The organism is Streptomyces sp. NPDC047108 (assembly GCF_040643575.1).
Taxonomy (GTDB): Bacteria; Actinomycetota; Actinomycetes; order Streptomycetales; family Streptomycetaceae; genus Streptomyces.
Map to the genome: position 1 here is coordinate 631,557 of NZ_JBEYUP010000001.1, position 23,360 is coordinate 654,916.

Genomic DNA, 23,360 nt, shown 5'->3' on the forward strand with positions numbered 1-23,360 from the left:
CCCGGGACGGGTGAGCCCGGTGCCGGTGCCGTCACCCGCAGCGGTGACGCCGGGTGCCGGGCGGATCGCTACGCCGGTGCGCAAAGGCTGCGGCCCGGCGGTTCCGGAGGGACCGTCAGGCCGCCGCTGACCGGCGGACCCAGCGTCCTGCCGGCCGGATCAGCAGCGACAGCAGCGCCACGCCCACGGCCAGGGCTCCGAGGAGCGTCGCGAGCGGATACGCGTCGCCGACGACGGTGTACGTGATCAGTCCACCGAAGAGCGCGGCGATGGCGCCGGTGCCGAGAACGAGGGGCCGGGCCGGGAGCCGCTCGGGCAGCCAGCGCGTGCTTGCGTAGGCGACCGCGAGGCCGATGAGTACCGAGCCGAGCGCTTCCAGGATCATCCTTGTCGTCCCTCCCGCACAACAGCCGAACAGGCAGGTGCAAACCGGTCCACGGCCGTCGTACCCCGGCCCTCCGGAACGTAATCCTCCGCCCGGATCCCGCGGGAGACACGCGTACGGCGGCCAAGTGGTCGAATCCGACCACCCGGCCGCCGTCACGGGGTTGCTGCGTTGTGCGCGGTTGACGCGCGGCGCGCCTACGCGGCGCCGAAGCCGACCTTGCGGGCGGTCGGCTCACCGATCTCCACATAGGCCAGGCGGTCGGCAGGAACCAGGACCTTGCGGCCGTGGTCGTCCACCAGGGTCAGGAGCTGTGCCTTGCCGGCGAGCGCCTCGGCCACCGCTCGCTCGACCTCCTCGGCAGACTGCCCGCTCTCCAAGGTGATCTCGCGGGGCGCGTGCTGCACGCCGATCTTGACCTCCACGGCTTCGTCCTCCGACGGTCAGTAGGGTGCGCGGTCAGCCGCGCTGTACGCAGCACACATTAGCCCGGTGCGGGGACCTGCTGACCGCCGTTCGTGCACGCCAGGAGCGAACAGCGCCGTCGGTGTGCCGCGCGGACGCGGCACACCGGAACCGCGTGGCCTACGAGCGGTTCGCGCCGTGCAGCGGGAAGCCCGCGATACCGCGCCAGGACAGCGACGAGACGAGCTTGGCCGCGGCGTCCCGGGGCAGCTTCTGCCCGGAGCCCAGCCAGTAGCGCGCGGTGATCTGCGCCATGCCGCACATGCCCACGGCGAGCAGCATCGACTGCTCGGCCGGCAGGTCGGTGTCCTCGGCGATGACCTCGCTGACCGCCTTGGCGCAGTCCAGGCTGACCTTGTCCACGCGGTCGCGGACCGCGGGCTCGTTCGTCAGGTCGGACTCGAAGACCAGCCGGAACGCGCCGCCCTCGTCCTCGACGTACGCGAAGTAGGCGTCCATGGTGGCCGCCACGCGCAGCTTGTTGTCCGTGGTCGAGGCGAGTGCGGCACGCACCGCCTGCAGCAGCGCTTCGCAGTGCTGGTCGAGCAGGGCCAGGTACAGGTCGAGCTTGCCGGGGAAGTGCTGGTAGAGCACCGGCTTGCTGACACCCGCCCGCTCGGCGATGTCGTCCATTGCCGCCGAGTGATAGCCCTGCGCGACGAAGACCTCCTGGGCCGCGCCCAGGAGCTGGTTGCGTCGGGCACGGCGCGGCAGGCGCGTGCCTCGCGGGCGCGCCTCGGTCTGCTCGATGGCTGTCACGCCGCCTCCCATGGGTCCGTTCCGTGTGCGGCGACGCCACGTCCACCGCGTCCGCCATCGTACTTTCGGGTAACCCGGGTGTGCTCGGTGCGGGCACAGAATTTCACGGTCCGGACAGATTGCCCGGTGTACTAGGGGGATGACAAAAAGGGCAGATCACCGGTAGTCGTCCTCATTGAGCTCGACGACCCGGGCCTGTTCCGCGGCGTCCGCGGGATTCGCGGAATCCAGCGCCCGGTCGTCGATCGGGGCGTCGTGCTCCTCGACCAGATCGGCGTGCTGCTCGGCGGCGTCGGCCTCGGGGGCCTCGACGTCGAACTCCTCCGCCTGGTCGGAGTCGTTCTCGAAGGTCTCGGGATCGGTTGGGTCGACAGACATGGTGGCTCCCCTTTCCAGGGCGAGCGCCCTCTACACGAGCCTATGAGACCGGGTGTTCTCGTGCCATGACATGGTGTGACGGCCGCCACACAAGCCAGAGCGTGATCGTCTCGTAACATTGCCGCATGTCTTCGACCGAGCTGCCGGGTACCCGCGCCGCGCATGCGGCAATCCAGACGCGTGGTGCCTGTGCTGCCGGAGAGGAACTCCGCCAGGTCTCGCTCCCGGGTCTCCACCTGGCCGTGCGGACCAGAGAGCCGGCCCGTGAGGGCCTGGATCCGGCGCTCTACGTCCACGGGCTCGGCGGTTCCTCGCTCAACTGGTCCGCCCTCCTGAAGTCCCTCGACGACACCCTCGACGGCGAGGCCCTCGACCTGCCCGGCTTCGGGTACTCGGCGCCGCCGGACGACGGGGACTACTCCATCTCGGGACACGCCCGGGCCGTCATCCGCTACCTCGACGCCGAGCGCCGCGGACCCGTCCACCTCTTCGGCAACTCGCTGGGGGGCGCCGTCACCACCCGCGTCGCCGCCGTCCGCCCCGACCTGGTGCGCACACTCACCCTTGTCTCGCCGGCGCTGCCCGAACTGCGCCCGCAAGTCTCCGCCATGCCCACCGCGCTGCTCGCCGTCCCGGGTGTGACCAGCCTCTTCGCCCGGATGACCCGCGAGTGGACCGCCGAGCGCCGCACCCTCGAGGTGCTGGCCCTGTGCTACGGCGACCCGGGGCGGGTGGATCGGGACGGATTCGCGACGGCCGTCGCCGAGTACGAACGGCGGCTCGCACTGCCCTACTTCTGGGACGTGATAGGCCGCTCCGCGCGAGGCGTCGTTGACGCGTACACGCTTGGCGGCCAGCATTCCCTGTGGCGCCAGGCCGAGCGTGTGCTCGCACCGACCTTGCTCGTGTACGGCGGACGGGACAAGCTGGTGTCCTTCCGCATGGCTGCCCGCGCGTCGCGGGCTTTTCGCGACTCGCGGCTCCTGACCCTGCCGGAGGCCGGGCACGTGGCGATGATGGAGTATCCCGATGTGGTGGCGCGGGCCTTCCGCGAGCTGATGGACGACGAGAAGGCCGCGGGGACGACGACGGCCGCGGCAACGGCCGCGAAGCGGGCAGGAGCTGAGTCGACGCGTGGGACGTCATAGCCGTCGCGGCCGCACCGGTGCGGCCGCAGCTACGGAACAGACGCCGGGGCGGGAGTCCGCCGACGGCGAGTCCGTTCCACGGGTCGTCAGGGGCTCGGGCACGCCGGGGCCGCGCGATGCGCGTGGCGGCCGTCCCGGACAGCGCGAGCAGGGCGGAGACCGGGGCGCCGCCCCCGCGCCGCCGACCCCGCCGCACGGCACCCCCGTCATGCACCGAGGTGCGCCGCCGATGCAGCACGGCACGCCGCCGCGCGGGGTGCCGGTCCAGGGCGGCAGCCCCTTCCCGCAGCCCCGCCCCTCGCAAGGGGCGGGCCCCGGGACGCCGCCGCAGGGCGTGCCGGCATACGGCGCGGGCGTGCGCAACGGCGCCGCAGGGCGGGCGGCCGGTGTGCGCCGACCGGGACCGGGAGGTGGTCCCGCGTACGGTCCGGGCACGCCGCCGCACGGTGTTCCGGCGTACGGTCCGGGCACACCGCCGCACGGTGTTCCCGCGTACGGACAGGGGCGCCGCGGGCCCGGTGCCGCCGCTCCCGCTTCCTCCGCACCGGCTTCCGGATCCGGATCCGTCGCCGCGTCAGCAACTGCCGCTGCCACCCAAACCCCGCCAGGAGGCGTGTTCGTGCCGAGGCCGCGGCAGGAGTACATCGATGCGTTCGAGGACGAGGTCTACGGCGGCGGTGTGCCCGGTGTGCCCGGTGTGCCCGGTGTGCCCGGTGTGCGCGAACGGCGTGGGAGCCGAACGCCCGGGACCCCGCCGGAAGGCGCTCCCGACCCGCGCGAGGCCGACGACGGCGTGAGGGCCGGCGGCGATCCCGCGGCACGGCGCCCCAAGGGCGGGAAGGGCCGCACCTTCACCGGCATCGCCGCCGCGGCCGTCATCACCGTGCTCGCCGTCGTCGCCGCGGGGGAGTTCATGGGCGGCGACCGGAGCCGCACCGCGTCACCGGGGCCGAGCAAGGCGCCGCGGGAGGACACCCGCGACACCTCGCGCTCCGACAACCGGCCCGCGCCGTCCAAGCCGACCGCCGCCCCCCTCACGTACGTCCAGAAGATGGCGGCCCTCTACCCGCTCGACGAGAAGCTGGCCGCGTCGGGCGCCTTCAGCGCCGTCGGCGGGCGCGACAAGGCGCCCGGCAGGGGCGAGGTCGTGCGGTACCGCGTGGACGTGGAGAAGGGACTCCCGCTCGACGGGAAGCTGTTCGCGCAGGCCGTGCAGAAGACCCTCAACGACCGCCGCAGTTGGGGCCGCGGCGGCACCCGCACCTTCGAGCGGATCTCGTCCGGGGAGCCGGACTGGGTGATCACCCTGGCCAGCCCCGCCACGACCGCCAAGTGGTGCGCGAAGTCCGACCTCGACACCACGGTCGACAACGTCTCCTGCGACTCCGCCTCCACCGAGCGCGTCATGATCAACGCCTACCGGTGGGCCCAGGGTGCCGAGACGTACGGGGACAAGAAGCTGTTCAGCTACCGCGAGATGCTCATCAACCACGAGGTGGGCCACCGTCTCGGGCTCGGACACGAGGGCTGTCCCAAGTCGGGTGCCCTGGCCCCGGTCATGATGCAGCAGACCAAGTACCTTGCGACGGACGGCCGTCTCTGCAAGCCCAACGCCTGGCCGTACCCCAAGGGTTGAGCCTCAGGCGGACGCGTCGAGCCTCCCGTGAGCGTTCCGTCGGCCACGCGATGTGCGATGCGCGATGGTCCGGTGCGCCGAACGGGGCCTGCCGTACGAGGCGTACGAGCCCTCCGTCACCTGCTGGTCCCGTCGTGAGGGGCTGTCGTACCGGCCCGCGCGCCGGGGCTCGCGCCTGCCCGCCGCGCGCCCGGTTCGCGTGCCCCGGTGCCTGACCTGCCCGTTGGATGGGGGTGCGAGGTCGGGAACCGCTGTCTCTAGCGCGTCGCAACGTCGATCTACAAGGAAAGTCACGACCGTTCACCCCTTCCGGTGGCGTGATGGACAACCGTCCATCGCACTGCCCGCAGGCCCGCATACGGTCTCTTCGCTGCCGTTCGGCGGCCTTGTCATCGAGTTCGGGGGTGCACACGTGCGCGTAGGACTGCTTACGGAGGGTGGGTATCCGTATGCGACCGGTGAGGCCAGGGTCTGGTGCGACCGGCTCGTGCGCGGTCTCGCGCAGCACGAGTTCGCCGTCCATGCGCTGAGTCGCAGCGAGCGCCAGGAAGCGCACGGACTGCTCGAACTGCCGCCGCACGTGACCCGGGTGCGCACGGCCCCGCTATGGGGGACGGCCGAGGACTGGCAGCAGGACGCCCCCAAGGGGCGCACGCGGGCGCGTGGATACGGTCGGCGCGAGCGCCGCAGGTTCGCCGCGCACTTCGCCGAACTCGCCGCTGCGGTCTGCGGTGCCGCACCGGACACCGCCGCGGAGGACGCGCGGGGCACGGAAGTCCAGGCGGACCGTTTCGCCACAGGGCTCTACGGCCTGGCCGAACTCGCCGACGAACAGGGCGGGTTGCCCGCGGCCCTCCGTTCCGAGACGGCCGTGCGCGTCCTCGAGGCGGCCTGCCGTGCCCCCGGTGCCCTGCGCGGCGCCCACGGCGCGCACCTCTCCGACGTGCTCGCCGTGCTCGAAGGGCTCGAGCGCGCCCTGCGTCCGCTCTCCCTCGGCTGGTACGGCGACGGTGACGACGGCCTCGGCGGCGTCGACCTGTGCCACGCGACATCGGGCGGCACGGCGGCCCTGCCCGGACTCGTCGCCAAGCGCTTCTACGGCACTCCGCTCCTCGTGACCGAGTACGGCGTACGACTGCGCGAGCACTACCTCGCCTCCGCCGCCGCGCCGCTCACCGCCCCTGTGCGTGCCCTGCTCGCCTCCTTCCAGCGGCAGTTGGCGACCGAGGTCTACGCCCAGGCCTCCCTCATCACCCCCGGCAACACCCACGCACACCGCTGGCAGGAGCGCTGCGGAGCCGACCGCACCAAGCTGCGGACCGTCTATCCCGGCATGGACGCGCGCCCCTTCGCCGCCGTCGGTGAGGCGGACCGGACCGCTGGGTCCGGCGCGGCGCAGGGACACCTGGCGGACGACCGCACGCTGGTCTGGGTCGGCCGGATCGAACCGGCGAAGGACCTGGTCGCCCTCCTCCACGCCTTCCGGCTCGTACGGGAGGCCGAGCCGGACGCACGGCTGCGGATCGTCGGGGCGCCGGGGCGCGGGCCCGAGGCGGCCGCGTACGACGCCCACTGCCGCGTCCTGGCCGCGCAGTTGTTCCCCGACGAGGCCGAGAGCGCCGTGAGCGTCGGTGACAACCCGGTCTCCTTCGAGGGGATCGGGGACCCCGAAGTCCCCGAGCTCGCCGACGCGTACGCGTCGGCCACGCTGGTCGTGCAGTCCAGTGTGGTGGAGGGATTCCCGGTCGGCCTGGTCGAGGCCATGCTCTGCGGCCGGGCGACGGTCTCGACGGACGCCGGCGCGGTGTGCGAGGTCATCGGTGGTACGGGCCTGGTGGTGCCGCCACGCAACCCCCGCGCGCTGGCCGACGCGTGCGTCACGCTGCTCCGTGACCCGGACCGCCGCGAACGGCTGGGCGCCGCCGCACGGGCGCGAGCGCTCGAACTCTTCACCGTCGAGCAGAACATCGCGGCATTTCGTGGCATCTACCTGGAGTTGATGTCCCGCTGCCCGGTCCAGCGCGAGCCCGCCGACGGGGGCGGTGAACCGCAGCCGTTCGCGCGCCCCGCCGAGGCCCATGTCCCCGGCCGCTGGGCCCGTTCCGGCGGCGCCCGGCCAGGCCCGGGACGGGACGCCGGACAAGGCGGAGCGCTGATGTCCCACGTCCCGGCCTGGGCGGCGGACGGCCCGGGGCGGCAGGGCGGAGGCGCGCGGGAGGACCGGTCCGGTGCCGAGGCCGAACCGGTTGCGGCAGGTGCCGGAGCAGTGGGTGGTGCGGAGACCGAAGCCGTGGGTGCCGGGGCCGAACCGGCCGGCGCCTGCACCGAACCGGTGGGCGCGGGGGCCGAACCGGTGGGTGCCGGCGCGCCGTTCGCCCGTCACACCCCGTTCAGGGAGGCCCGGGCATGACCAGACCGGATACGACGGACGGCTCATGGTGGACGGAGGGCGGTGGTTCTCTGCCGTCCGCGCGACAGGAGGACCCGGCGCCCGCGGCGGCCGACGCGGACCGCGGCCCGTACGGCGACGCACGCCCGTACAGCGACGCACGCCCGTACAGCGACGGCAGCGCGTACGGGAAGGGAAGCGCGTACGGCGACCGCAGCACGTACGGGGAAGGAAGCCCGTACGGCGACGGCAGTGCGTACGGCGGTTCCGCGTACGGCGGTTCCGCGGATGACAGCAGCACCGGGCGCTACGGATCGGCCTACGGCGGTCCGGCGGCGGACGGCGCACGTCGGCGGGCTCCGGACGCGGAGGACGACGCGGACGAGTCGTCGGGCACGGGCTCCCTCGCCGCCGCGCGGCAGCGGATCGCCGACCGGCGCTCCGATGGCACGGCACCCGGGCCGTTCTCCGACGCGGGCGAGGATGCGGATGCGGGCGCCGCAACGGGCCCGGAGGCGGACCGCACCTGGTTCGATCCGGTGGTCACCCCGCGCCCCACGAGCGGGATTCCCGCGCAGGAGCCGGGGCGCGGTGCCGACCGCGACGCGGACCGTCCGCCCGGGAGCACGCCGCCCCCCGGCATGCCCGGCGCGTCCGGTGCCTCCAGTACCTCTGGAGAGCCACGCCACGTCCCGTCTCCGCCCGCCGCGCGGTACCAGGCCGCCGTGGATCCGCGCTCCGTCGAGCCCGGAAACGAGCCGGCCATCGCGCCGAGGAGCCCGGCTGGACCAGGTCCGCGGGAGGCGCGGCCGCGCGCCGGTGCCCCCAGGCCCGCGCGGCCCGCGCCCCGGCGCGGCCCGGCCGACCCCGTCAAGGCGCTGATGCACCGCCACCGCGCCCTGTGCGAGCGGGCCATCGACCCGCTCGAGATCGCCGCCGGTCTGGAGGCGCACGGCGTCACCGACCGGACCGCCGCCCGCTTCCGGCACCGCGACGTGTTCTCCCTCGCGGAGGAGCTCTACGCGCGTGTCCCGAGGGCGGAGAACCCCCCGGGCCGGTCGCGGACCACCGCCCCCGAGGCCCCGCCCGCGCCGCCCCGTTCGCGACGCCTGCTGTATCTGCTGCCGGGAGCGGGGGCGGCCTGCGCCGCCGCCACGCTCGGCGCCGAGCCCCTGGTGACGGCCGGTCAGCCCGTACGGCTGGTGATCGCCGTCGCGGGCACCGTGGCGGTCGCGGTGGCGCTGCGGCTGTGCGTACGCCGCGGGCCGCTGAGCCTGCGCGGCACAGCCGCCGGCACCGCTCCGCTGTGGACGTGCTGGCTGCTCGGCCACCTCCTCGTCGGTGACGCGCTGCTGGCCCAATGGGCCGGTGGCCAGGGCCCGTTGTGGCCGCCGACCGCCGCACCGGACGCCGCCGCCACCGCGGCCCCGGCGGTCGTCGCCCTCGCGTTCGCGCTCGCCCCGGCGGTCTGGTGCGCGCGGTGGTTCGCCGCGCGCGCCCGATCCCGGCTCGCGGCCAGCCGCGGCCTCGAGGACTTCTCGGCGGCCGTCCGCCCGTCCCTCCCGGCGGCGGCTCTCCTCTTCGTGGCAGCGCTCGTGACCCTGTTGGTCGCCGCGCGTGCGGCGACCCTGGCCGCGGGCGGCTGGTACGACGCCGTGCCCCGCCACGCCCTGTCCCACGACGCCTCGTACGCGGCCCTGGCCCTGGACGCCCTGTCCGCGGCCGCGGCGCCCGCGGCACTCGGCGCCCTGGTCTTCGTGGCCCGGCTGCTCGCCGTCCACGGCCGTGCGTCGGCCGCGGCCCGCGGACTCGCTGCGGCCTGCGCGGTCGAAGCCCTGGCGCTCGGCACCGCCGCGGCCGCGCGGCTGCCCGGATGCGGAGTGCTCGGCCGCCCGGTCGAGGCGGTCGTCACCGCGTACGGACCCGGAGCCGTGCCGCTCGCGGCCTGCGCCGCCGCCGCGCTCGCACTTCTGGTGCACGCCACCGTCACCCTCTCCCGCGCCGAGGCGCACGCCCGGCCCCCGGCCGACCCGCGTTGACCTCCTGACCCCGAACGCCCCTGCACAACCCCCCGTTGGACCCCTCACCCCCTGGTCGCACCGCGGCTCCGGCACGTCCTTCTAGGAGAAACCGAGATGACACCACGGCTTCCGGCATCGCCGGCCCGGCCCCTCACCCGTTCCCGCACCGCGCGCCCGCTGCGCGCCGGCGGGGGCGCCGCCAGGCACCCGTACGGGCACCGGACCACCGTCCGGTACGGCACCCACGCGGTCCCGTGCGAGAAGAGGGAGGGCGCGCGATGAGGGTCCTGCTCCTGGGGGCCAACGGGTTTCTCGGACGGCATGTGGCCGAGCGCCTCCTCGCCGACCCCGCCGTCCAGCTCACCGCGCTCGGCCGCGGTGACGACGCCGACGTCCGCTTCGACCTCGCCGCCGGGAGCCCCGGTGCGCTGACCCGCTTCCTGGACGCCGTGCATCCCGGGGTCGTCATCAACTGCGCGGGCGCGACCCGCGGCGGCGCCCGCGACCTCACCCGGCACAACACCGTGGCCGTGGCGACCGTCTGCGAGTCGCTGCGGCGCAGCAGCTGCGGCGCCCGCCTGGTCCAGCTCGGCTGCGCCTCCGAGTACGGCCCCTCCCAGCCGGGATCGTCGACGTCGGAGGACGCGGTGCCGCGTCCCGGCGGCCCGTACGGGGTGAGCAAGCTCGCCGCCACCGAGCTGGTCCTCGGCTCCGATCTCGACGCCGTCGTGCTGCGCGTCTTCTCCCCGGCCGGCCCCGGTACCCCCGCAGGCTCCCCGCTGGGCCGTCTCGCCGAGGCGCTGCGCCGCGCGATGCAGTCCGGGGACAACGAGCTCAAGCTGAGCGGGCTCGGTGTGCAGCGGGACTTCGTGGACGTACGGGACGTGGCCCGCGCCGTGCACGCGGCCTCCCTGTCCGCCGCCCAGGGCGTGGTCAACATCGGCACCGGGCGCGCCGTACGGCTTCGTGACGCCGCCGTCGTCCTGGCGAAGTCCGCCGGCTTCGGCGGCACCATCCACGAGCTGGACGCGAGCGCCGCCCGGGGCGGAATCGGGGGAGCGGCCGAGCACCTCGGCGTCCCCGCCGCCTACCCCTACCCGGACGGATGCGGCACCTGGCAGCAGGCGGACGTGCGTACGGCACGCGACCGGCTCGGCTGGCGCCCCCGCATCCAACTCGAGGAGTCCCTCGCCGACATCTGGATGGAGGCAGCATGTCGCATCTGATCTCCGCCGGTCCCCGGCGGACCACTCACGCCGATGTGAACCGTCTCGGCTTCGGGGTGCCCGGCTACGCCCATCCGCTGATCGCCCCCTCCGAGTGGGCCGAGCTGACCCGCCCCGAGACACCGCTGCACTGGGCGGTGCTCAATGTGGCGCGCGGCCCCGGGGTCCGCCCCGATCCGCACTGCCTGGAGGCCGCGGGGCGGCTGACCAACGCGGGCGTGCGCGTCCTCGGCCATCTCGACATGCGCCTGGGTACCCGTCCCTTCGGTGAACTGGTCTCCGACGCCCACCGCTTCCTCGACTGGTACAAGGTCGACGGGTTCTTCCTCGGCCGCTGCTCCTCCGAGCGCTCCGAGCTGCCGGACGTCCGGCGGACGACGACCACGCTCCGTGCCCTGCTGGAGGAGGCCTTCGTCGTCTACGGGCACGGCACGCACCCCTACCCCGGCTATGCGGAGTGGGGCGACCAGCTCGTGACCTTCTCCGGGGCGTGGACGGACTACCGCTGGTCACAGGTGGCGGAGTGGACGGCCGAGTACGCGCCGCAGCGCTTCTGCCACCTCGTCCACGGCGTCCCGCGCACGCACCTGGAGGAGGCGATGCGCATCGCCCGCTGGCAGGGCGCGGGCACGATCTACTTCACGGACCGTACGGATCGGGGAGGCGGCGCGGACCCCTGGGAAGCCCTTCCCGGGTACTGGGACGAAATCGTCTCGCGCATCGGACCGGGTGTCTCGGAATGAGAAGGCCCATGGCACTGTTACGAGGAGACGAACCGTCCTCATAACCGACCAACGGAGTCCCCGTGTCGCTGCCACCCCTGGTCGAGCCGGCTGCCGAGCTCACCGTCGACGAGGTCCGCAGGTACTCACGCCACCTGATCATCCCCGATGTCGGGATGGAGGGGCAGAAGCGGCTCAAGAACGCCAAGGTGCTGTGCGTGGGCGCCGGCGGCCTCGGCTCGCCCGCCCTGATGTACCTCGCCGCGGCCGGCGTCGGCACGCTGGGTGTCGTGGAGTTCGACGAGGTCGACGAGTCGAACCTGCAGCGCCAGATCATCCACAGCCAGTCGGACATCGGCCGCTCCAAGGCCGAGTCCGCGCGCGACACCGTCAAGGGCATCAACCCGTACGTCGACGTGATCCTCCACCAGGAGCGGCTGGACTCCTCCAATGTGATGGAGATCTTCTCCGGCTTCGACCTGATCGTCGACGGCACCGACAACTTCGCCACCCGGTACCTGGTCAACGACGCGTGCGTGCTGCTGAACAAGCCGTACGTCTGGGGTTCCATCTACCGCTTCGACGGCCAGGCCTCCGTCTTCTGGTCCGAGCACGGCCCCTGCTACCGCTGCCTCTACCCCGAGCCCCCGCCGCCCGGCATGGTGCCGTCCTGCGCCGAGGGCGGCGTGCTCGGCGTGCTCTGCGCGTCGATCGGTTCGATCCAGGTCAACGAGGCGATCAAGCTGCTCGCCGGCATCGGCGACCCGCTCGTCGGCCGGCTGATGATCTACGACGCCCTGGAGATGACGTACCGGCAGGTCAAGGTCCGCAAGGACCCGGAGTGCGCGGTCTGCGGCAAGAACCCGACCGTCACCGAGCTGATCGACTACGAGGCCTTCTGCGGCGTCGTGTCGGACGAGGCGCAGGAGGCGGCCGCGGGCTCGACCATCACGCCGAACCAGCTCAAGGAGTGGATCGACGCGGGCGAGAACATCGACATCATCGATGTCCGCGAGCCCAACGAGTACGAGATCGTCTCCATCCCGGGCGCCCGGCTGGTCCCCAAGAACGAGTTCCTCATGGGCACCGCCCTTCAGGACCTCCCGCAGGACCGGAAGATCGTCTTGCATTGCAAGACGGGCGTCCGCTCCGCGGAAGTCCTCGCGGTGCTGAAGAACGCGGGCTTCGCCGACGCCGTCCACGTGGGTGGCGGCGTGATCGGCTGGGTCCACCAGATCGAGCCGTCGAAGCCGGTGTACTGACGGGGACCGACGCGGTCGCGACGCGAGCGCGGATTGCGCTCGCGCCACGGAACGCACGAGGGGCCTGCCCGCTGGGGCAGGCCCCTCGCCGTGTCCCCGGCCCGCTGATCATCCGGTCCGGCGGATCATCCGGTACCGCTGGATCGGTCCGTCCCGGTGGGTCAGCCGGTCACGGGGCGGAGCACGTACCCGGCGTAGCGGTACTCGCTGCCGTGTGCGCGCCGCAGACCGATCTCCTCGCGGACGGCGGCAACGGCCTGTTCCATGCCTGGTGTCGCGAAATCGGCCGCGTCGGCCCGCGCGGTGAGCGGTGTGTAGTACTCCTCCCACCAGTCACGCTCGGGGAGCGGGAGGACGGCGCCCACGCGGTAGCCGGCGGCCTCCGCCGCCGCGCTGTTCTCCTCGGACGTCCGCAGCGGATAGGCCGGATCCCAGAACGCCCGGGTCCGGGGCGACGGGCTCGCCGTGGTCCACTCGACCTCGGTCACGACGAGGACCCCACCGGGCGCGAGCAGCCGGCGCCAGCCCCGCAGCGCCGTGTCGAAACCGATGGTGTAGGCCGAACCCTCGGCCCAGATCACATCGAAGCTGTGGTCCGGGTGGGGCAGATCGTCCATGGAGCAGTTGAGCGTGGTGATCTGTCCGGTCAGGCCCTTCCGGGCGGCGGCCGCGTCCAGTTCGTCCAGGAACGGCTGGTGCAGGTCGACCCCGGTGACCCGGGCCCCGGCGTCGGCGGCGAGGATCAAGGTGGCGCGGCCGGGGCCGCAGCCCGCGTCCAGCGCACGGGGGCGCTTGGGCAGCGGACCGGCCAGTTCCATCAACCGGCGCGTGGTGGCATCGGATCCGGGGCCCTGCCGCGGCAGCCGGTGGTGCAGGGCGAAGAAGGCGTCGGTCAGTGGATCGTTCGACGGTTGAGACAACGTGGAAACCCTTGGTGAAGGGGCCCCGAGGAGGACGGGGAGCGCCCGACGGCGATGCGCCGTCGCCCCGCGAGCCGTTCGTACGGCCCTACGGCGGGTGGCTCAGGTCAGACCGGGGCCCGGGACGTGAGGATGGTCCGGGACTTGCGCACGGAAGTGGTCTCCACGACGGTCATCAACCTCACCTCTCCTCCGCTCCGGCAGCGACCTGGTCGTCTCTGCGCCCGCGACCTTAACACGCCTCGCTGCGGCCCCGTTGGCCACAGACCCCTTGAGCCCGAAGCCCGGGCGGGCACCGTGCGGAGGCTCCGGTGAGCCGCTACCGCGTGCAGACCGTGCCGGACCTCGGCACCTTCCCGTCGAGCAGATAGGCGTCGACGGCGTCGGTGACACAGGTCCCGTTGCCGTACGCGCCGTGGCCCTCGCCCTTGTTGGTGACCTCGATGCCCACGCCCCTGCCCAGTCCCTGGGCCATCCGTCGCGCCCCCTCGTACGGGGTGGCCGGGTCGCCGGTGTTGCCGACGACCACGATCGGGGCCGAGCCCTTCGCGGAGACGTCCAGGCCCCCCGAGCCGCCGCCCACCGGCCAGTCGGTGCACTGCTGCAGACCCCAGGCCAGGAAGTCCCCGAACACGGGGGAGGCCTTGCGGAACTCGGGCAGCTTCGCCTTGATGTCGTCGGTCGTGTAGCGCTGCCGGGCGTCGGCACAGGCGATCGCGGTGTTGGCGGACTGGATGTTGCTGTAGTGGCCCTGCTGGTCCCGGCCCGTCATCGAGTCGGACAGGGCCATCAGCAGATTCCCGGTGCCGAGTTGCTGCGCCTCCGACAGGCCCTGCTTCAGATAGCTCCAGAAGTCCTGGGAGTAGAGCGACTGCGCGATGCCGTTCAGCGCGTGGGTCTGGGTGAGGCGACGGCCGTCCTTCGTCGGCAGCGGCTTGCTGTCGAGCTGCTTCAGCAGATCGCTGATCTTCTTGCTGCCCTGCTTCGGGTCGGTGCCGGTCGGGCAGGTGGCGCCGTCCGCCGCGCAGTTCCTGAGGAAGTTGTCCAGCGCGAGCTGGAAGCCCTTGGCCTGGCCGAGGGAGCTCTGCTCGGGGTCGTGGGTGGGGTCGACGACGGCGTCGAAGACGGCCCGGCCCACGTTGCGCGGGAAGAGGTGGGCGTAGACGGCGCCGAGCTCGGTGCCGTACGAGATGCCGAAGTAGTTGAGCTTGCGGTCGCCGAGGACCTGGCGCATCAGGTCCATGTCGCGTGCGGCGCTCTCGGTGTCCACGTGCGGGATCACCTTGCCGAAGTCCTTGTCGCAGCCCTCCGCCGACCGGCGGGTGACCTCCAGGGACTGCTTCTCCTCGGCCGCGTCGTCCGGGGTGCCGTCGACGGCGTAGGCGGCGTCCATGGCCTTGTCGTCGAGACAGCGCACACCCTCGCTGTCGCCGACGCCGCGGGGGTCGAAGCTGACCAGGTCGTAGCGGCCGTGCAGCTTCTCGTAGTCCTCCTGCGCGGCGAGGGGCAGGGTGGAGACGCCGGAGCCGCCGGGGCCACCGAAGTTGAAGACGAGGGAGCCGAGGCGCTTGTCCTGATCCCTGGCCTTGGCGCGGATGAGGGCGAGATCCATGCGCTCGCCGTCCGGCTTGCTCCAGTCGAGCGGCACCTGCATGGTGCTGCACTCCCAGGCGGTGCCGTCGGGCATGGGGGCGGGCTTTCCCGTGCCGGCGCCCTGGAGGGTGGACGGGGCGGGGCAGCTCTTCCAGCTGAGCTTCTGTTCGGCCAGCGGGCCTCCGGCCTTGCCGCCGTCCCCGTCGTCGCCGCAGGCGGTGGCCGCGGCGGCGACGAGCAGGGCCGTTGCGGCCGCGGCCCCGGCCCGCCCTATGGATCGGTTGCGTCTGCGCACCCTGCTCCCCGTCCCGTGGATGGCTCCTTCAGGAACAGTAGAACAGCCAGTCGGTTCCTCAGCTCGGCCGACGATCCTCGCGGAGTACGGCGAGGGCCTCGATCTCCAGCAGAAACTCCGGGCCGATCAGCGCTGCCACCTGAACGGCCGAGCTCGCGGGCGGCCGGGCGGTGTCGACGACCTCGTCCCGCGCGGCTCGTACGGCCGGGAGGAAAGCCACATCCGTGACGAAGAAGGTGAGCTTGATCACGTCGTTGAAGTCGCCGCCGACCGCGGCCAGACACCGGCGGATGTTCTCGAAGACCTGCCGCGCCTGGGCGGCCGGATCGCCGGGCCCGACCAGCGCTCCGTGCTCGTCGAGGGCCAGCTGCCCGGAGACGGCGACGAGGCGTCCGGTGCCCTGGACGACCTGGCTGTAGCCACGGCCGGGCGCGACGCCTGCGGGGGTGCGTATGTGCTCCAGATGATCGGGTCGGGACATGCCGGACTCTCCTCGCGTCGTCGGGGACACCGCGGATCCTCACGCAGGAGCCGACGCGGGCGGAAGCGGTTTTCCTCCGCCCGCGAGGGTGCGGGGCCAGGTCAGTTCACCTAGATCGCTTCCTTGCGCGTCAGGTGCGTGAACGACAACCACCCCGGCAGCACCGGCAGCCAGAACGTCATCAGCCGGAACAGCAGCACCGCCGGCGTCGCGATCTCCTTCGGCAGACCGGCCGCGATGAGACCGAACGTCAGCGTCGCCTCGACCGCGCCCACACCGCCCGGCGTCGGGGCGGCCGACCCCAGCGCGTTGCCCGCGAGGAAGACCACCGCGATGCTCGCGTAGCTCAGTTCGCCGCCGAACGCGCGGATCGACGCGTCCAGGCACATCACGAACGCACCCGTCAGCAGCAGCGTCCCGCCGACGCCCGTGAGCAGCTTCTGCGGCCGCTGCATGATGTCCAGCATCCGCGGGACCACGCCCGCGAACAGCGACCGCACCCGCGTCGCCAGGAACTTCCGCAGTGCCGGGACCGCCGTCACGATCAGCGCCGCCACCGCGGCCGTCAGCAGACCCGCGATGACCGTACGGGACGGCGTCAGCGACGGCGTCCGCTCGGTCCCCGTGATGTAGCCGAAGGTCAGCAGCAGCACGACATGGATGCCGAGCCCCACGAGCTGGGACGCGCCCACGCTCGCCACCGCGAGCCCCGGCCGCACGCCGGCGCGCTGCAGGAAGCGGGTGTTGAGCGCGACGCCGCCGACCGCCGCCGGGGCGACGAGCTTCACGAACGACCCGGCGACCTGCGCCAGGACCGTACGGACGAAGGACACCTTCTCGGGGACGAAGCCGAGGAGGTTCAGCGCCGCGGCGAGGTAGCTGACGGCGGAGAAGGCGAGCGCGGCGGCGACCCAGTACCAGTTCGCCTCCGCGATCACGTCCTTGAAGCTGACGTGCGTGAGCGTCGAGAGCAGGAAGTACGCGGCGAAGGCCCCGGCGATGAAGCTGACGAGCGTACGGGGCCGGATCCGTTCCAGCCGGGCGGGTTCGACCGGCGCCTGCGGCCTGATGAGCAGGACCTGGCGCCGGATCTGGGCCAGCAGGTCCTCCTCGCGCGCCTCCTCCAGCGCCTCGTCGATGGCCCGCTTCTCCGCGATCCGCTCGGCCCGTACGGACTTGCGCTCCGCCCGTGTCGCCTTGCGGCCCGCCTTGCCGCCGCCCGCGTCGCTCCCCTCGGCGCTCTCACCGCGCGCCTCGCGCGACGCGCGGGACGCGTCGAGGACCGCCTCGCGTTCGCGCTGCGCCCGCTCCTTGGCGAGCTGCCGCAGCGTGGCGCGCGTCGAGCGGCTGAGGGCGATGGGCTGGAGGAGCGGGAGGCTGTCGGCGATGGCGTCGGGGCCGAGGACCTCGACCGCCGCGGCCACCGAGCGTTCGGCGCCGACGCGCAGCCCGAGCGTGGTGAGGAGCTGGGCGATGTCCATCCGCAGCACCAGGTCGCCCGCCGCGATCTCGCCGCCCCGCAGATCGGTCAGGGCGACCGAGCCGGAGGAGCCGACGAGGATGGCGTCCCCGACGAGCCTGCGGTGCGCGATCCGGCGGGACTGCAGGGCCTGGACCTGGAGCCAGGTGCTGCGCATCAGTTCGTCGGTGATCTCCTCGTCGGGCAGCGAGTCCAGGCTGCGGCCGCCGGTGTGCTCGTAGACGAGCATGACGGCGTCGGGGCCGAGTTCGGAGGTGGCGATCAGCTTCGGGGCGTTGGCGCCCGCGGCGATGGCCGCGTAGGCGAGCAGGGCTTCCTGCTCCAGCGCCTGGCGCAGCGACTGGAGGCTGCGGCGCTGGGTGATGCCGCGGATCGCGAAGCGGCGCCACACCCGATAGAAGAAGCCGTGCGCCTGCTGCTCGCGGTCGACGACGGTGACGTCGAGCGGGGGGCCCTCCTCGAGGGTGACGAGGTAGCGGCGCCCGCGCTCCTGGTTGTCGGCGTCCGGGGTCTCCTCGGCGCGCAGGGCGCTGACGGGGCGGAAGCCGACACGGCGCAGTCCGGCGAGGAGGTTCTGGCCGGTGGGCCGGACGTTGGGGGAGCCGACGGTGTAGAGCGTGCCGTAGGCGACGGTCCAGCCGATCAGGACCGTGACGAGGATCGAGAACGGCGTCGCGAACCCGCCCACGAGCACGGCGAACACCTGGAGCGCCAGGACGACCCACAGCACCACGCGCCAGCGTGGCCGGCGGGCCATCCCGACCGCCGTCATATAGGCGATGACGGGCGCCAGATAGCCGTGCACGGGGTCGGTGATGTCGCCGCTCGGGGCCTGCTTGGTGAGCGCGTCCTGGATCGACTCCGGGGCGGATCGGGCCACCCACAGGTCGGTGGCGAGCGAGACGCCGTGTGCCAGGACGGCGGCCAGGACGCCGTCCGCGATCCGGAGCCCGTCGCGCTTGATCAGCCGCTCGATGGCGAAGGCGACGGGGACGATGAGGACGGCCACGCTCGAGGCGAACCCGGCGAAGCTCGTCAGCAGGTCCGGGGCCTGGCCCGTGCCCTTGCCGATGTCCTGCTTGAGGCCTTCGGTCGTGCCGTGCGCGAAGGCGGCGATGGCGAGGACGACGACGATCCCGAGGATGCCGAGGAGCACCCGTACGAGGTCGGCGGGGCGGTGCACACGGGCGGGGAGCAGGGGCTCGTCGCCGGACACCTGGTCGACGTGGATCTCGCCCTCGTCGTCCCCGTCCCCGGCGCCTGAGCGCCAGGACGCCTTGACGGCGGACGTCCGGCCTCCGGTCCGGCCGGTGGCGGCGGGTTTGTCGCGGGGCTTGTCGGGCCGAGGGCCGGGCCGGGGGCCGGGCTCTTCGTCGTTACGGCTGCCGGGCCGGTCCTCGGCGTGGTCCTCCGCCAGGTCGCCGGGGTGCGCGTCGCCACCGTTTCCGGGCCCGTCGTCGGGCCGGTCGCCGGGCCGGTCGCCGGGCTGGGCGTTGCCGCGGTCACCGGGGGCCGCCCCCGAAGAGGCCTCCGCCCGCCGGCGCTCCGTGGCCGAATCCCGTGCCTCGCCGGTGTCCGGGCGCGACGGCTCGCCAGAGGTGCCGGCCCCCTCGGGGCCACCCGCACTCTGCTGCTCTGCCGACTCTCGTTGGTCGCGTATCACCAGTCACCGCCCGGAAGATGGTGGCATGGCCCGGCCCCTGCGGGGGGCATCAGGGTGCTTTTCGAGGGCGGAGGAAGCGGAAGGAGCGCCCCCGCTCGGCTCCGTACGAGCCCGGGTACGCACCCGGCGACCACCCGTCGCGGCCGGAATCCGACCTGTCGGTCCCGTGCGGCACCATGGGCGGGATGAGCCCCGAGAGCGCCTCCGCCGAACCCCTGCCCGAGTACGCGGAACGGGTGCTGGACGCCGCCGAGCACATTCCGCCCGGCCGGGTGATGTCCTACGGGGACGTGGCCGAATGGCTGGGTGACGGCGGTCCCCGTCAGGTGGGCCGGGTCATGTCGCTGTACGGCGGCGCCGTGCCCTGGTGGCGTGTCGTCCGCTCCGACGGCGTGCTCCTGTCCGGGCACGAACAGGACGCTCTCGCCCACTACCGCGCCGAGGGCACGCCGCTGCGCACGGCCTCGCGCGCCGCCGCGGGCCACATGCCGAAGATCGACATGGCGCGGGCCCGCTGGGACGGCGGCGCGAGCGGCGGCGCGGGTGACGGTGCCGCGGGCGATCCGGACGAAGGGGCTCATATCTGACAGCTTCCGCCATACGACGGCAGAAGACGTGGTCCACAGCTCCTTTCCCTTGTGCGTTCCGTCTCCCGCGAGGCGGTGGCCGCTCCGGCAGGGGTGCGGGACCACGGGGTGCGGGACCGGGGCCCGGCGGCCTCGGCGTCCACCTGGACGCGCTGCGGCCCGCGGCCCGGAGGGCGTAGCGTCATGAGCTCGCACCCCGGAAGCCTCGCACCTCGCAGAGATCACGAAAACCACGGAATCCACGTACCTCACATCGTCCCCGGGCGTCCCGGACTCCACGGAACCCACCCGAACCACCACCAGTAACACGCACAGCACGCAGCACAGCACACCCACCAGGACCGGCGAACCACGTGAGCTCCTCCACACCGCCCCCTTCGGCGCACCGGCAGGCCCGAACACCGGCCACCGGTGCGTACCGACTGGTGCGCACGCCCCCGGAGACGGCCGGCCCTCCTGCTCTGGACGCACGCCAGCGCGCGGTGGTTGACCATCCCGGCGGTCCGCTGCTCGTCCTCGCCGGTCCGGGGACGGGCAAGACGACCACCCTCGTCGAGGCCGTGGCCGAACGCGTCGCGAAGGGCACCGACCCGGAGCGGATCCTCGTCCTCACCTTCAGCCGCAAGGCGGCGGTCGAACTGCGTGACCGTATGGCGGCCCGGCTGGGCGGCACGCACAGCCCGCAGGCCACCACCTTCCACTCGTACTGCTACGCACTGGTCCGCGCCCATCAGGACGTGGACCTGTTCATCGACCCGCTCCGGCTCCTCTCGGGACCCGAACAGGACCTGGTGGTCCGTGAACTGCTCGCCGGGCAGACCGAACTGGCCGCGCAAGGGCGCGGCGCCGTCCGCTGGCCCGACGAACTGCGCGCCTGCCTGACGACGCGCGGCTTCGCCGACGAGGTCCGTGCCGTGCTGGCGCGCAGCCGCGAACTGGGGCTCGGGCCGGGTGCGCTCGGGGCATTCGCGCGCAGGACGGGACGGCCCGACTGGGAGGCGGCGTCCTCGTTCCTCGCCGAGTACCTGGACGTGCTGGACGCCCAAGGGGTCCTCGACTACGCGGAGTTGGTGCACCGGGCTGTCCTGCTGGCCGGTCGCGAGGAGGTCGCCGCCGAGCTGACGGCACGTTACGACGCGGTGTTCGTCGACGAGTACCAGGACACCGACGTCGCACAGGTCCGCCTGTTGCGCGCGCTGGCGGGCGGCGGCCGCACGCTCGTCGCCTTCGGCGACCCGGACCAGTCGATCTACGCGTTCCGCGGCGCGGATGTGAACGGCATCCTCGACTTCCCCCACGCCTTCCCCAAGGCCGACGGAACCCCCTCGGACGTGGAGGTGCTCGGCACCTCCCGCCGCTCCGGCGCCGCGCTCCTCGACGCCACCCGCCTCGTCACGCGCCGGATGCCGCTGACCCGCCTCCCGGCCGCGGCGGTCCGAGCCCACCGGGACCTGACGGCCCTACGGGAGGGCGGGCGCGTCGAGGTGTACACGTACCCGACGGCGGGCGCCGAACTGGACAACGTCGCCGACATCCTGCGCCGCGCGCACCTGGAGGACGGGGTGCCCTGGGGGGAGATGGCCGTACTCGTCCGCGCGGGGGGCCGTTCCGTCCCGGGCGTGCGGCGCGCCCTGACCGCCGCGGGCGTCCCCGTGGACGTCGACGGCAACGACCTTCCGCTGCGCCACGAACCGGCCGTCGTACCGCTGTTGGCGGCGCTGCGGGTGGCGGCCACGGCGGCGGTGCGCCCGGTGGGATGGGGCCCGGACGGCGAGGAGGGCTCGGAGGGTGAGGAGGGCTCGGAGGGTGAGGAGGGCTCGGACGGTGAGGAGGGGGAGGGCGGCGCGGGCGGAGAAGACGGCGCCGACGGTACGGATCGGCCGGGGGCGCTGGACCTCGCGGACGGTACGGAGCCACCGGAGCCACCGGAGCCACCGGAGCCACCGGAGCCTGTGGACGCCACGGACGGCACGGGTGCGGATGCCGTGGCGGACGCCGTGGACAACACCTCCGGACCCGCCATCGGGACCGAGACCGCCGTCGAGCTCCTGACCTCGCCCCTCGGCGCGATGGACAGCACCGATCTGCGCCGCCTCGGGCGGGCGTTGCGGGAGGAGGAGCGGGCCGCCGGGCAGGCCGTGCCCCGCCCGTCCGACGTGCTCATCGCGGAGGCGCTCGCCGAACCCGAGCGGCTGACGGCGCACGACCCCGGGTACGCGCGCGGGGCGCAGCGCCTGGGGCGCCTGCTGCGCGAGACGCGGGACGCGCTCGCCCGCGGCGCCACCGCCGAGGAGGCGCTGTGGCGGATCTGGGACGGCACGCCCTGGCCGCAGCGGCTCGAACGGGCCGCGTGCCGCGGCGGTGCCGCAGGCCGCAACGCCGACCGCGATCTCGACGCCGTCTGCGCCCTCTTCGAGACCGCGGCCCGCACCGAGGAGCGCACCGGCGGCCGCGGCGCCCTCAACTTCCTCGAGGAGGTCGAGGCCCACGACATAGCGGCCGACACCCTCTCGCGCCGGGCCGTACGCCCCGACGCCGTACGCCTGATGACCGCGCACCGCTCCAAGGGCCTGGAGTGGCGGCTCGTCGTCGTCGCGGGCGTCCAGGAGGGGTTGTGGCCCGATCTGCGGCGGCGCGGTTCACTGCTCGAAGCGGACCGCATCGGCCGCGACGGCATCGCCGACCCCCTCACGCCCGGCGCGCTGCTCGCCGAGGAGCGGCGGCTGTTCTACGTCGCCGCCACCCGCGCGCGGGACCGGCTCGTCGTCACCGCCGTCAAGGCGGCCGCGGAGGACGGCGACCAGCCCTCCCGCTTCGTCACCGAACTCGGCGTCGAACCGGCCGCGACGGCGCACCGCCCCCGTCGCCCGCTCTCGGTCGCGGCGCTCGTCGCCGAACTGCGCGCCACCACCGTCGATCCGGCCGCGTCGCGCGCCCTCCGTGACGCGGCCGCCCGCCGGCTGGCCCGGCTGGCGGCGCTGCGCGACGACGGGGACCAGCCGCTCGTACCGGCCGCGCACCCGCACCGCTGGTGGGGCCTGTACGAGCCGACGCACAGCGAAGTCCCGCTGCGTGACCCGGCGCGCCCCGTCACGCTCTCCGGCAGCGCCCTGGACCAACTCGCCAACACCTGTTCGCTCCAGTGGTTCCTGGGCCGGGAGGTGAAGGCGGATGCTCCGGCGACCGCCGCCCAGGGCTTCGGCAACGTCGTGCACGTGCTGGCCGACGAGGTCGCCTCCGGGCGGACGCCCGCGGACCTCGCCGTCCTCATGGAGCGGCTGGACTCCGTCTGGGACGCCCTCGCCTTCGACGCGCCCTGGAAGTCGCAGCAGGAGAAGGACACCGCGCGCGCCGCCCTGGAGCGCTTCCTCCGCTGGCACGTCATGGACCGCGGGGGCCGGTCGACCGTCGCCACCGAACACGACTTCGACGTCACCCTGGAGGCCGGTGCGTACGAGGTCCGCATCCGCGGCAGCATGGACCGGGTCGAGGAGGACGGCCAGGGCCGCGCCTACGTCGTCGACTTCAAGACCGGCAAGACCAGGCCGACCGGACCGGAGGTCGCCCGTCACCCGCAGCTCGCCGTGTACCAACTCGCCGTACGGGAAGGGGCGGTGGACGGCGCCTTCGGGGGGCGCGCGGTCGAGCCCGGGGGCGCGGAGCTGGTCCATCTGCGTCTGGGTGCCTCGAAGAAGGACGGCGGCGACCGTGCCCCTGTGGTCCAGTCACAGGAGCCCCTGGCCTCCGGTCAGTCCTCGCCGGAGGACGGCGTCTGGGTCGGGGACCTGCTCGCCACGGCGGCCGGGCGGGTCCTGGACGAGCGCTTCGCGCCGAGCCCGGGACAGCACTGCCGCCACTGCGCGTTCCGCAACTCCTGTACGGCGAAGGCGGAGGGGCGGCACGTGGTGGAGTGACGGCACGTCGGCCTCGCCGGTCTCCGGCCGGGCTTA

Annotated in this window: 17 protein-coding genes; 9 read left to right on the forward strand and 8 right to left on the reverse strand. The window is 73.6% G+C overall.

Annotated elements, in window-relative coordinates:
- Positions 1 to 115: 115 nt before the first annotated feature.
- The 4 genes from ABZ822_RS02790 to ABZ822_RS02805 all read right to left on the reverse strand — a co-directional run bounded on the left by ABZ822_RS02790 (position 116) and on the right by ABZ822_RS02805 (position 1,987).
- Positions 116 to 385 carry a hypothetical protein gene (locus ABZ822_RS02790; RefSeq protein WP_360846022.1) on the reverse strand — a complete coding sequence of 90 codons (270 nt, stop codon included), beginning with the start codon at positions 383 to 385 and terminating at the stop codon, positions 116 to 118.
- A 197-nt stretch (positions 386 to 582) separates the two neighbouring features.
- Positions 583 to 810 (reverse strand): DUF3107 domain-containing protein, encoded by a 228-nt coding sequence (locus ABZ822_RS02795; protein ID WP_360846024.1) that lies wholly within the window; start codon positions 808 to 810, stop codon positions 583 to 585.
- 160 nt (positions 811 to 970) lie between these two features.
- Positions 971 to 1,609 carry a TetR/AcrR family transcriptional regulator gene (locus ABZ822_RS02800; protein WP_360846026.1) on the reverse strand — a complete coding sequence of 213 codons (639 nt, stop codon included), beginning with the start codon at positions 1,607 to 1,609 and terminating at the stop codon, positions 971 to 973.
- Between the two features lie 156 nt (positions 1,610 to 1,765).
- Positions 1,766 to 1,987: a hypothetical protein gene (locus ABZ822_RS02805; protein WP_360846028.1), complete on the reverse strand. Its 222-nt coding sequence runs from the start codon at positions 1,985 to 1,987 to the stop codon at positions 1,766 to 1,768.
- Between the two features lie 125 nt (positions 1,988 to 2,112).
- Between ABZ822_RS02805 and ABZ822_RS02810 the strand changes: the two genes are divergently transcribed.
- The 7 genes from ABZ822_RS02810 (at position 2,113) to moeZ (ending at position 12,391) form a co-directional block, all read left to right on the forward strand.
- The gene (locus tag ABZ822_RS02810; protein ID WP_360846030.1) at positions 2,113 to 3,135 is read left to right on the forward strand and encodes an alpha/beta hydrolase; all 1,023 of its coding nucleotides are present in this window, start codon (positions 2,113 to 2,115) and stop codon (positions 3,133 to 3,135) included.
- A gap of 619 nt (positions 3,136 to 3,754) precedes the next feature.
- The gene (locus ABZ822_RS02815) at positions 3,755 to 4,771 is read left to right on the forward strand and encodes a DUF3152 domain-containing protein (protein ID WP_360846032.1); all 1,017 of its coding nucleotides are present in this window, start codon (positions 3,755 to 3,757) and stop codon (positions 4,769 to 4,771) included.
- Between the two features lie 412 nt (positions 4,772 to 5,183).
- Positions 5,184 to 7,181 carry a DUF3492 domain-containing protein gene (locus ABZ822_RS02820; RefSeq protein ID WP_360846034.1) on the forward strand — a complete coding sequence of 666 codons (1,998 nt, stop codon included), beginning with the start codon at positions 5,184 to 5,186 and terminating at the stop codon, positions 7,179 to 7,181.
- Positions 7,178 to 9,199: a hypothetical protein gene (locus tag ABZ822_RS02825; protein WP_360846036.1), complete on the forward strand. Its 2,022-nt coding sequence runs from the start codon at positions 7,178 to 7,180 to the stop codon at positions 9,197 to 9,199. The genes ABZ822_RS02820 and ABZ822_RS02825 overlap by 4 nt, the downstream gene beginning before the upstream one ends.
- Before the next feature lie 260 nt (positions 9,200 to 9,459).
- Positions 9,460 to 10,407 (forward strand): NAD-dependent epimerase/dehydratase family protein, encoded by a 948-nt coding sequence (locus ABZ822_RS02830; protein ID WP_360846038.1) that lies wholly within the window; start codon positions 9,460 to 9,462, stop codon positions 10,405 to 10,407.
- Positions 10,395 to 11,150, forward strand: coding sequence for a spherulation-specific family 4 protein (locus ABZ822_RS02835; protein ID WP_360846040.1), 756 nt, complete (start codon positions 10,395 to 10,397; stop codon positions 11,148 to 11,150). Before ABZ822_RS02830 ends, ABZ822_RS02835 begins: the two co-directional genes overlap by 13 nt.
- Before the next feature lie 62 nt (positions 11,151 to 11,212).
- Positions 11,213 to 12,391 (forward strand): adenylyltransferase/sulfurtransferase MoeZ, encoded by a 1,179-nt coding sequence (gene moeZ, locus ABZ822_RS02840; RefSeq protein ID WP_360846042.1) that lies wholly within the window; start codon positions 11,213 to 11,215, stop codon positions 12,389 to 12,391.
- Between the two features lie 161 nt (positions 12,392 to 12,552).
- Here moeZ and ABZ822_RS02845 read toward each other — a convergent pair whose 3' ends face one another.
- The 4 genes from ABZ822_RS02845 to ABZ822_RS02860 form a co-directional block, all read right to left on the reverse strand.
- A complete protein-coding gene (locus ABZ822_RS02845) occupies positions 12,553 to 13,311 on the reverse strand; it encodes a class I SAM-dependent methyltransferase (RefSeq protein WP_360846044.1) in 759 nt (252 codons plus the stop codon).
- A 319-nt stretch (positions 13,312 to 13,630) separates the two neighbouring features.
- Positions 13,631 to 15,199 (reverse strand): alpha/beta hydrolase, encoded by a 1,569-nt coding sequence (locus ABZ822_RS02850; RefSeq protein ID WP_360846046.1) that lies wholly within the window; start codon positions 15,197 to 15,199, stop codon positions 13,631 to 13,633.
- A 58-nt stretch (positions 15,200 to 15,257) separates the two neighbouring features.
- The gene (locus tag ABZ822_RS02855; protein WP_360846048.1) at positions 15,258 to 15,680 is read right to left on the reverse strand and encodes a RidA family protein; all 423 of its coding nucleotides are present in this window, start codon (positions 15,678 to 15,680) and stop codon (positions 15,258 to 15,260) included.
- A gap of 110 nt (positions 15,681 to 15,790) precedes the next feature.
- On the reverse strand, positions 15,791 to 18,823 hold the full coding sequence (locus tag ABZ822_RS02860; protein ID WP_360846050.1) for a lysylphosphatidylglycerol synthase domain-containing protein: 3,033 nt from the start codon (positions 18,821 to 18,823) through the stop codon (positions 15,791 to 15,793).
- 185 nt (positions 18,824 to 19,008) lie between these two features.
- Here ABZ822_RS02860 and ABZ822_RS02865 point away from each other — a divergent pair, with 185 nt between their 5' ends.
- Both ABZ822_RS02865 and ABZ822_RS02870 read left to right on the forward strand, forming a co-directional pair.
- Positions 19,009 to 19,410 (forward strand): MGMT family protein, encoded by a 402-nt coding sequence (locus ABZ822_RS02865; protein WP_360846052.1) that lies wholly within the window; start codon positions 19,009 to 19,011, stop codon positions 19,408 to 19,410.
- Between the two features lie 353 nt (positions 19,411 to 19,763).
- Positions 19,764 to 23,324 carry an ATP-dependent DNA helicase gene (locus ABZ822_RS02870; protein WP_360846054.1) on the forward strand — a complete coding sequence of 1,187 codons (3,561 nt, stop codon included), beginning with the start codon at positions 19,764 to 19,766 and terminating at the stop codon, positions 23,322 to 23,324.
- The last annotated feature ends 36 nt before the right edge of the window (positions 23,325 to 23,360 follow it).

Excerpts from the sequence above, each read along its gene's own strand:
- ABZ822_RS02790 (WP_360846022.1), bottom strand. The coding sequence starts at position 385 with ATGATCCTGGAAGCGCTCGGCTCGGTACTCATCGGCCTCGCGGTCGCC.
- ABZ822_RS02805 (WP_360846028.1), bottom strand. The coding sequence starts at position 1,987 with ATGTCTGTCGACCCAACCGATCCCGAGACCTTCGAGAACGACTCCGAC.
- ABZ822_RS02810 (WP_360846030.1), top strand. The coding sequence starts at position 2,113 with ATGTCTTCGACCGAGCTGCCGGGTACCCGCGCCGCGCATGCGGCAATC.
- ABZ822_RS02825 (WP_360846036.1), top strand. The coding sequence starts at position 7,178 with ATGACCAGACCGGATACGACGGACGGCTCATGGTGGACGGAGGGCGGT.
- ABZ822_RS02830 (WP_360846038.1), top strand. The coding sequence starts at position 9,460 with ATGAGGGTCCTGCTCCTGGGGGCCAACGGGTTTCTCGGACGGCATGTG.
- ABZ822_RS02835 (WP_360846040.1), top strand. The coding sequence starts at position 10,395 with ATGTCGCATCTGATCTCCGCCGGTCCCCGGCGGACCACTCACGCCGAT.
- ABZ822_RS02855 (WP_360846048.1), bottom strand. The coding sequence starts at position 15,680 with ATGTCCCGACCCGATCATCTGGAGCACATACGCACCCCCGCAGGCGTC.
- ABZ822_RS02865 (WP_360846052.1), top strand. The coding sequence starts at position 19,009 with ATGAGCCCCGAGAGCGCCTCCGCCGAACCCCTGCCCGAGTACGCGGAA.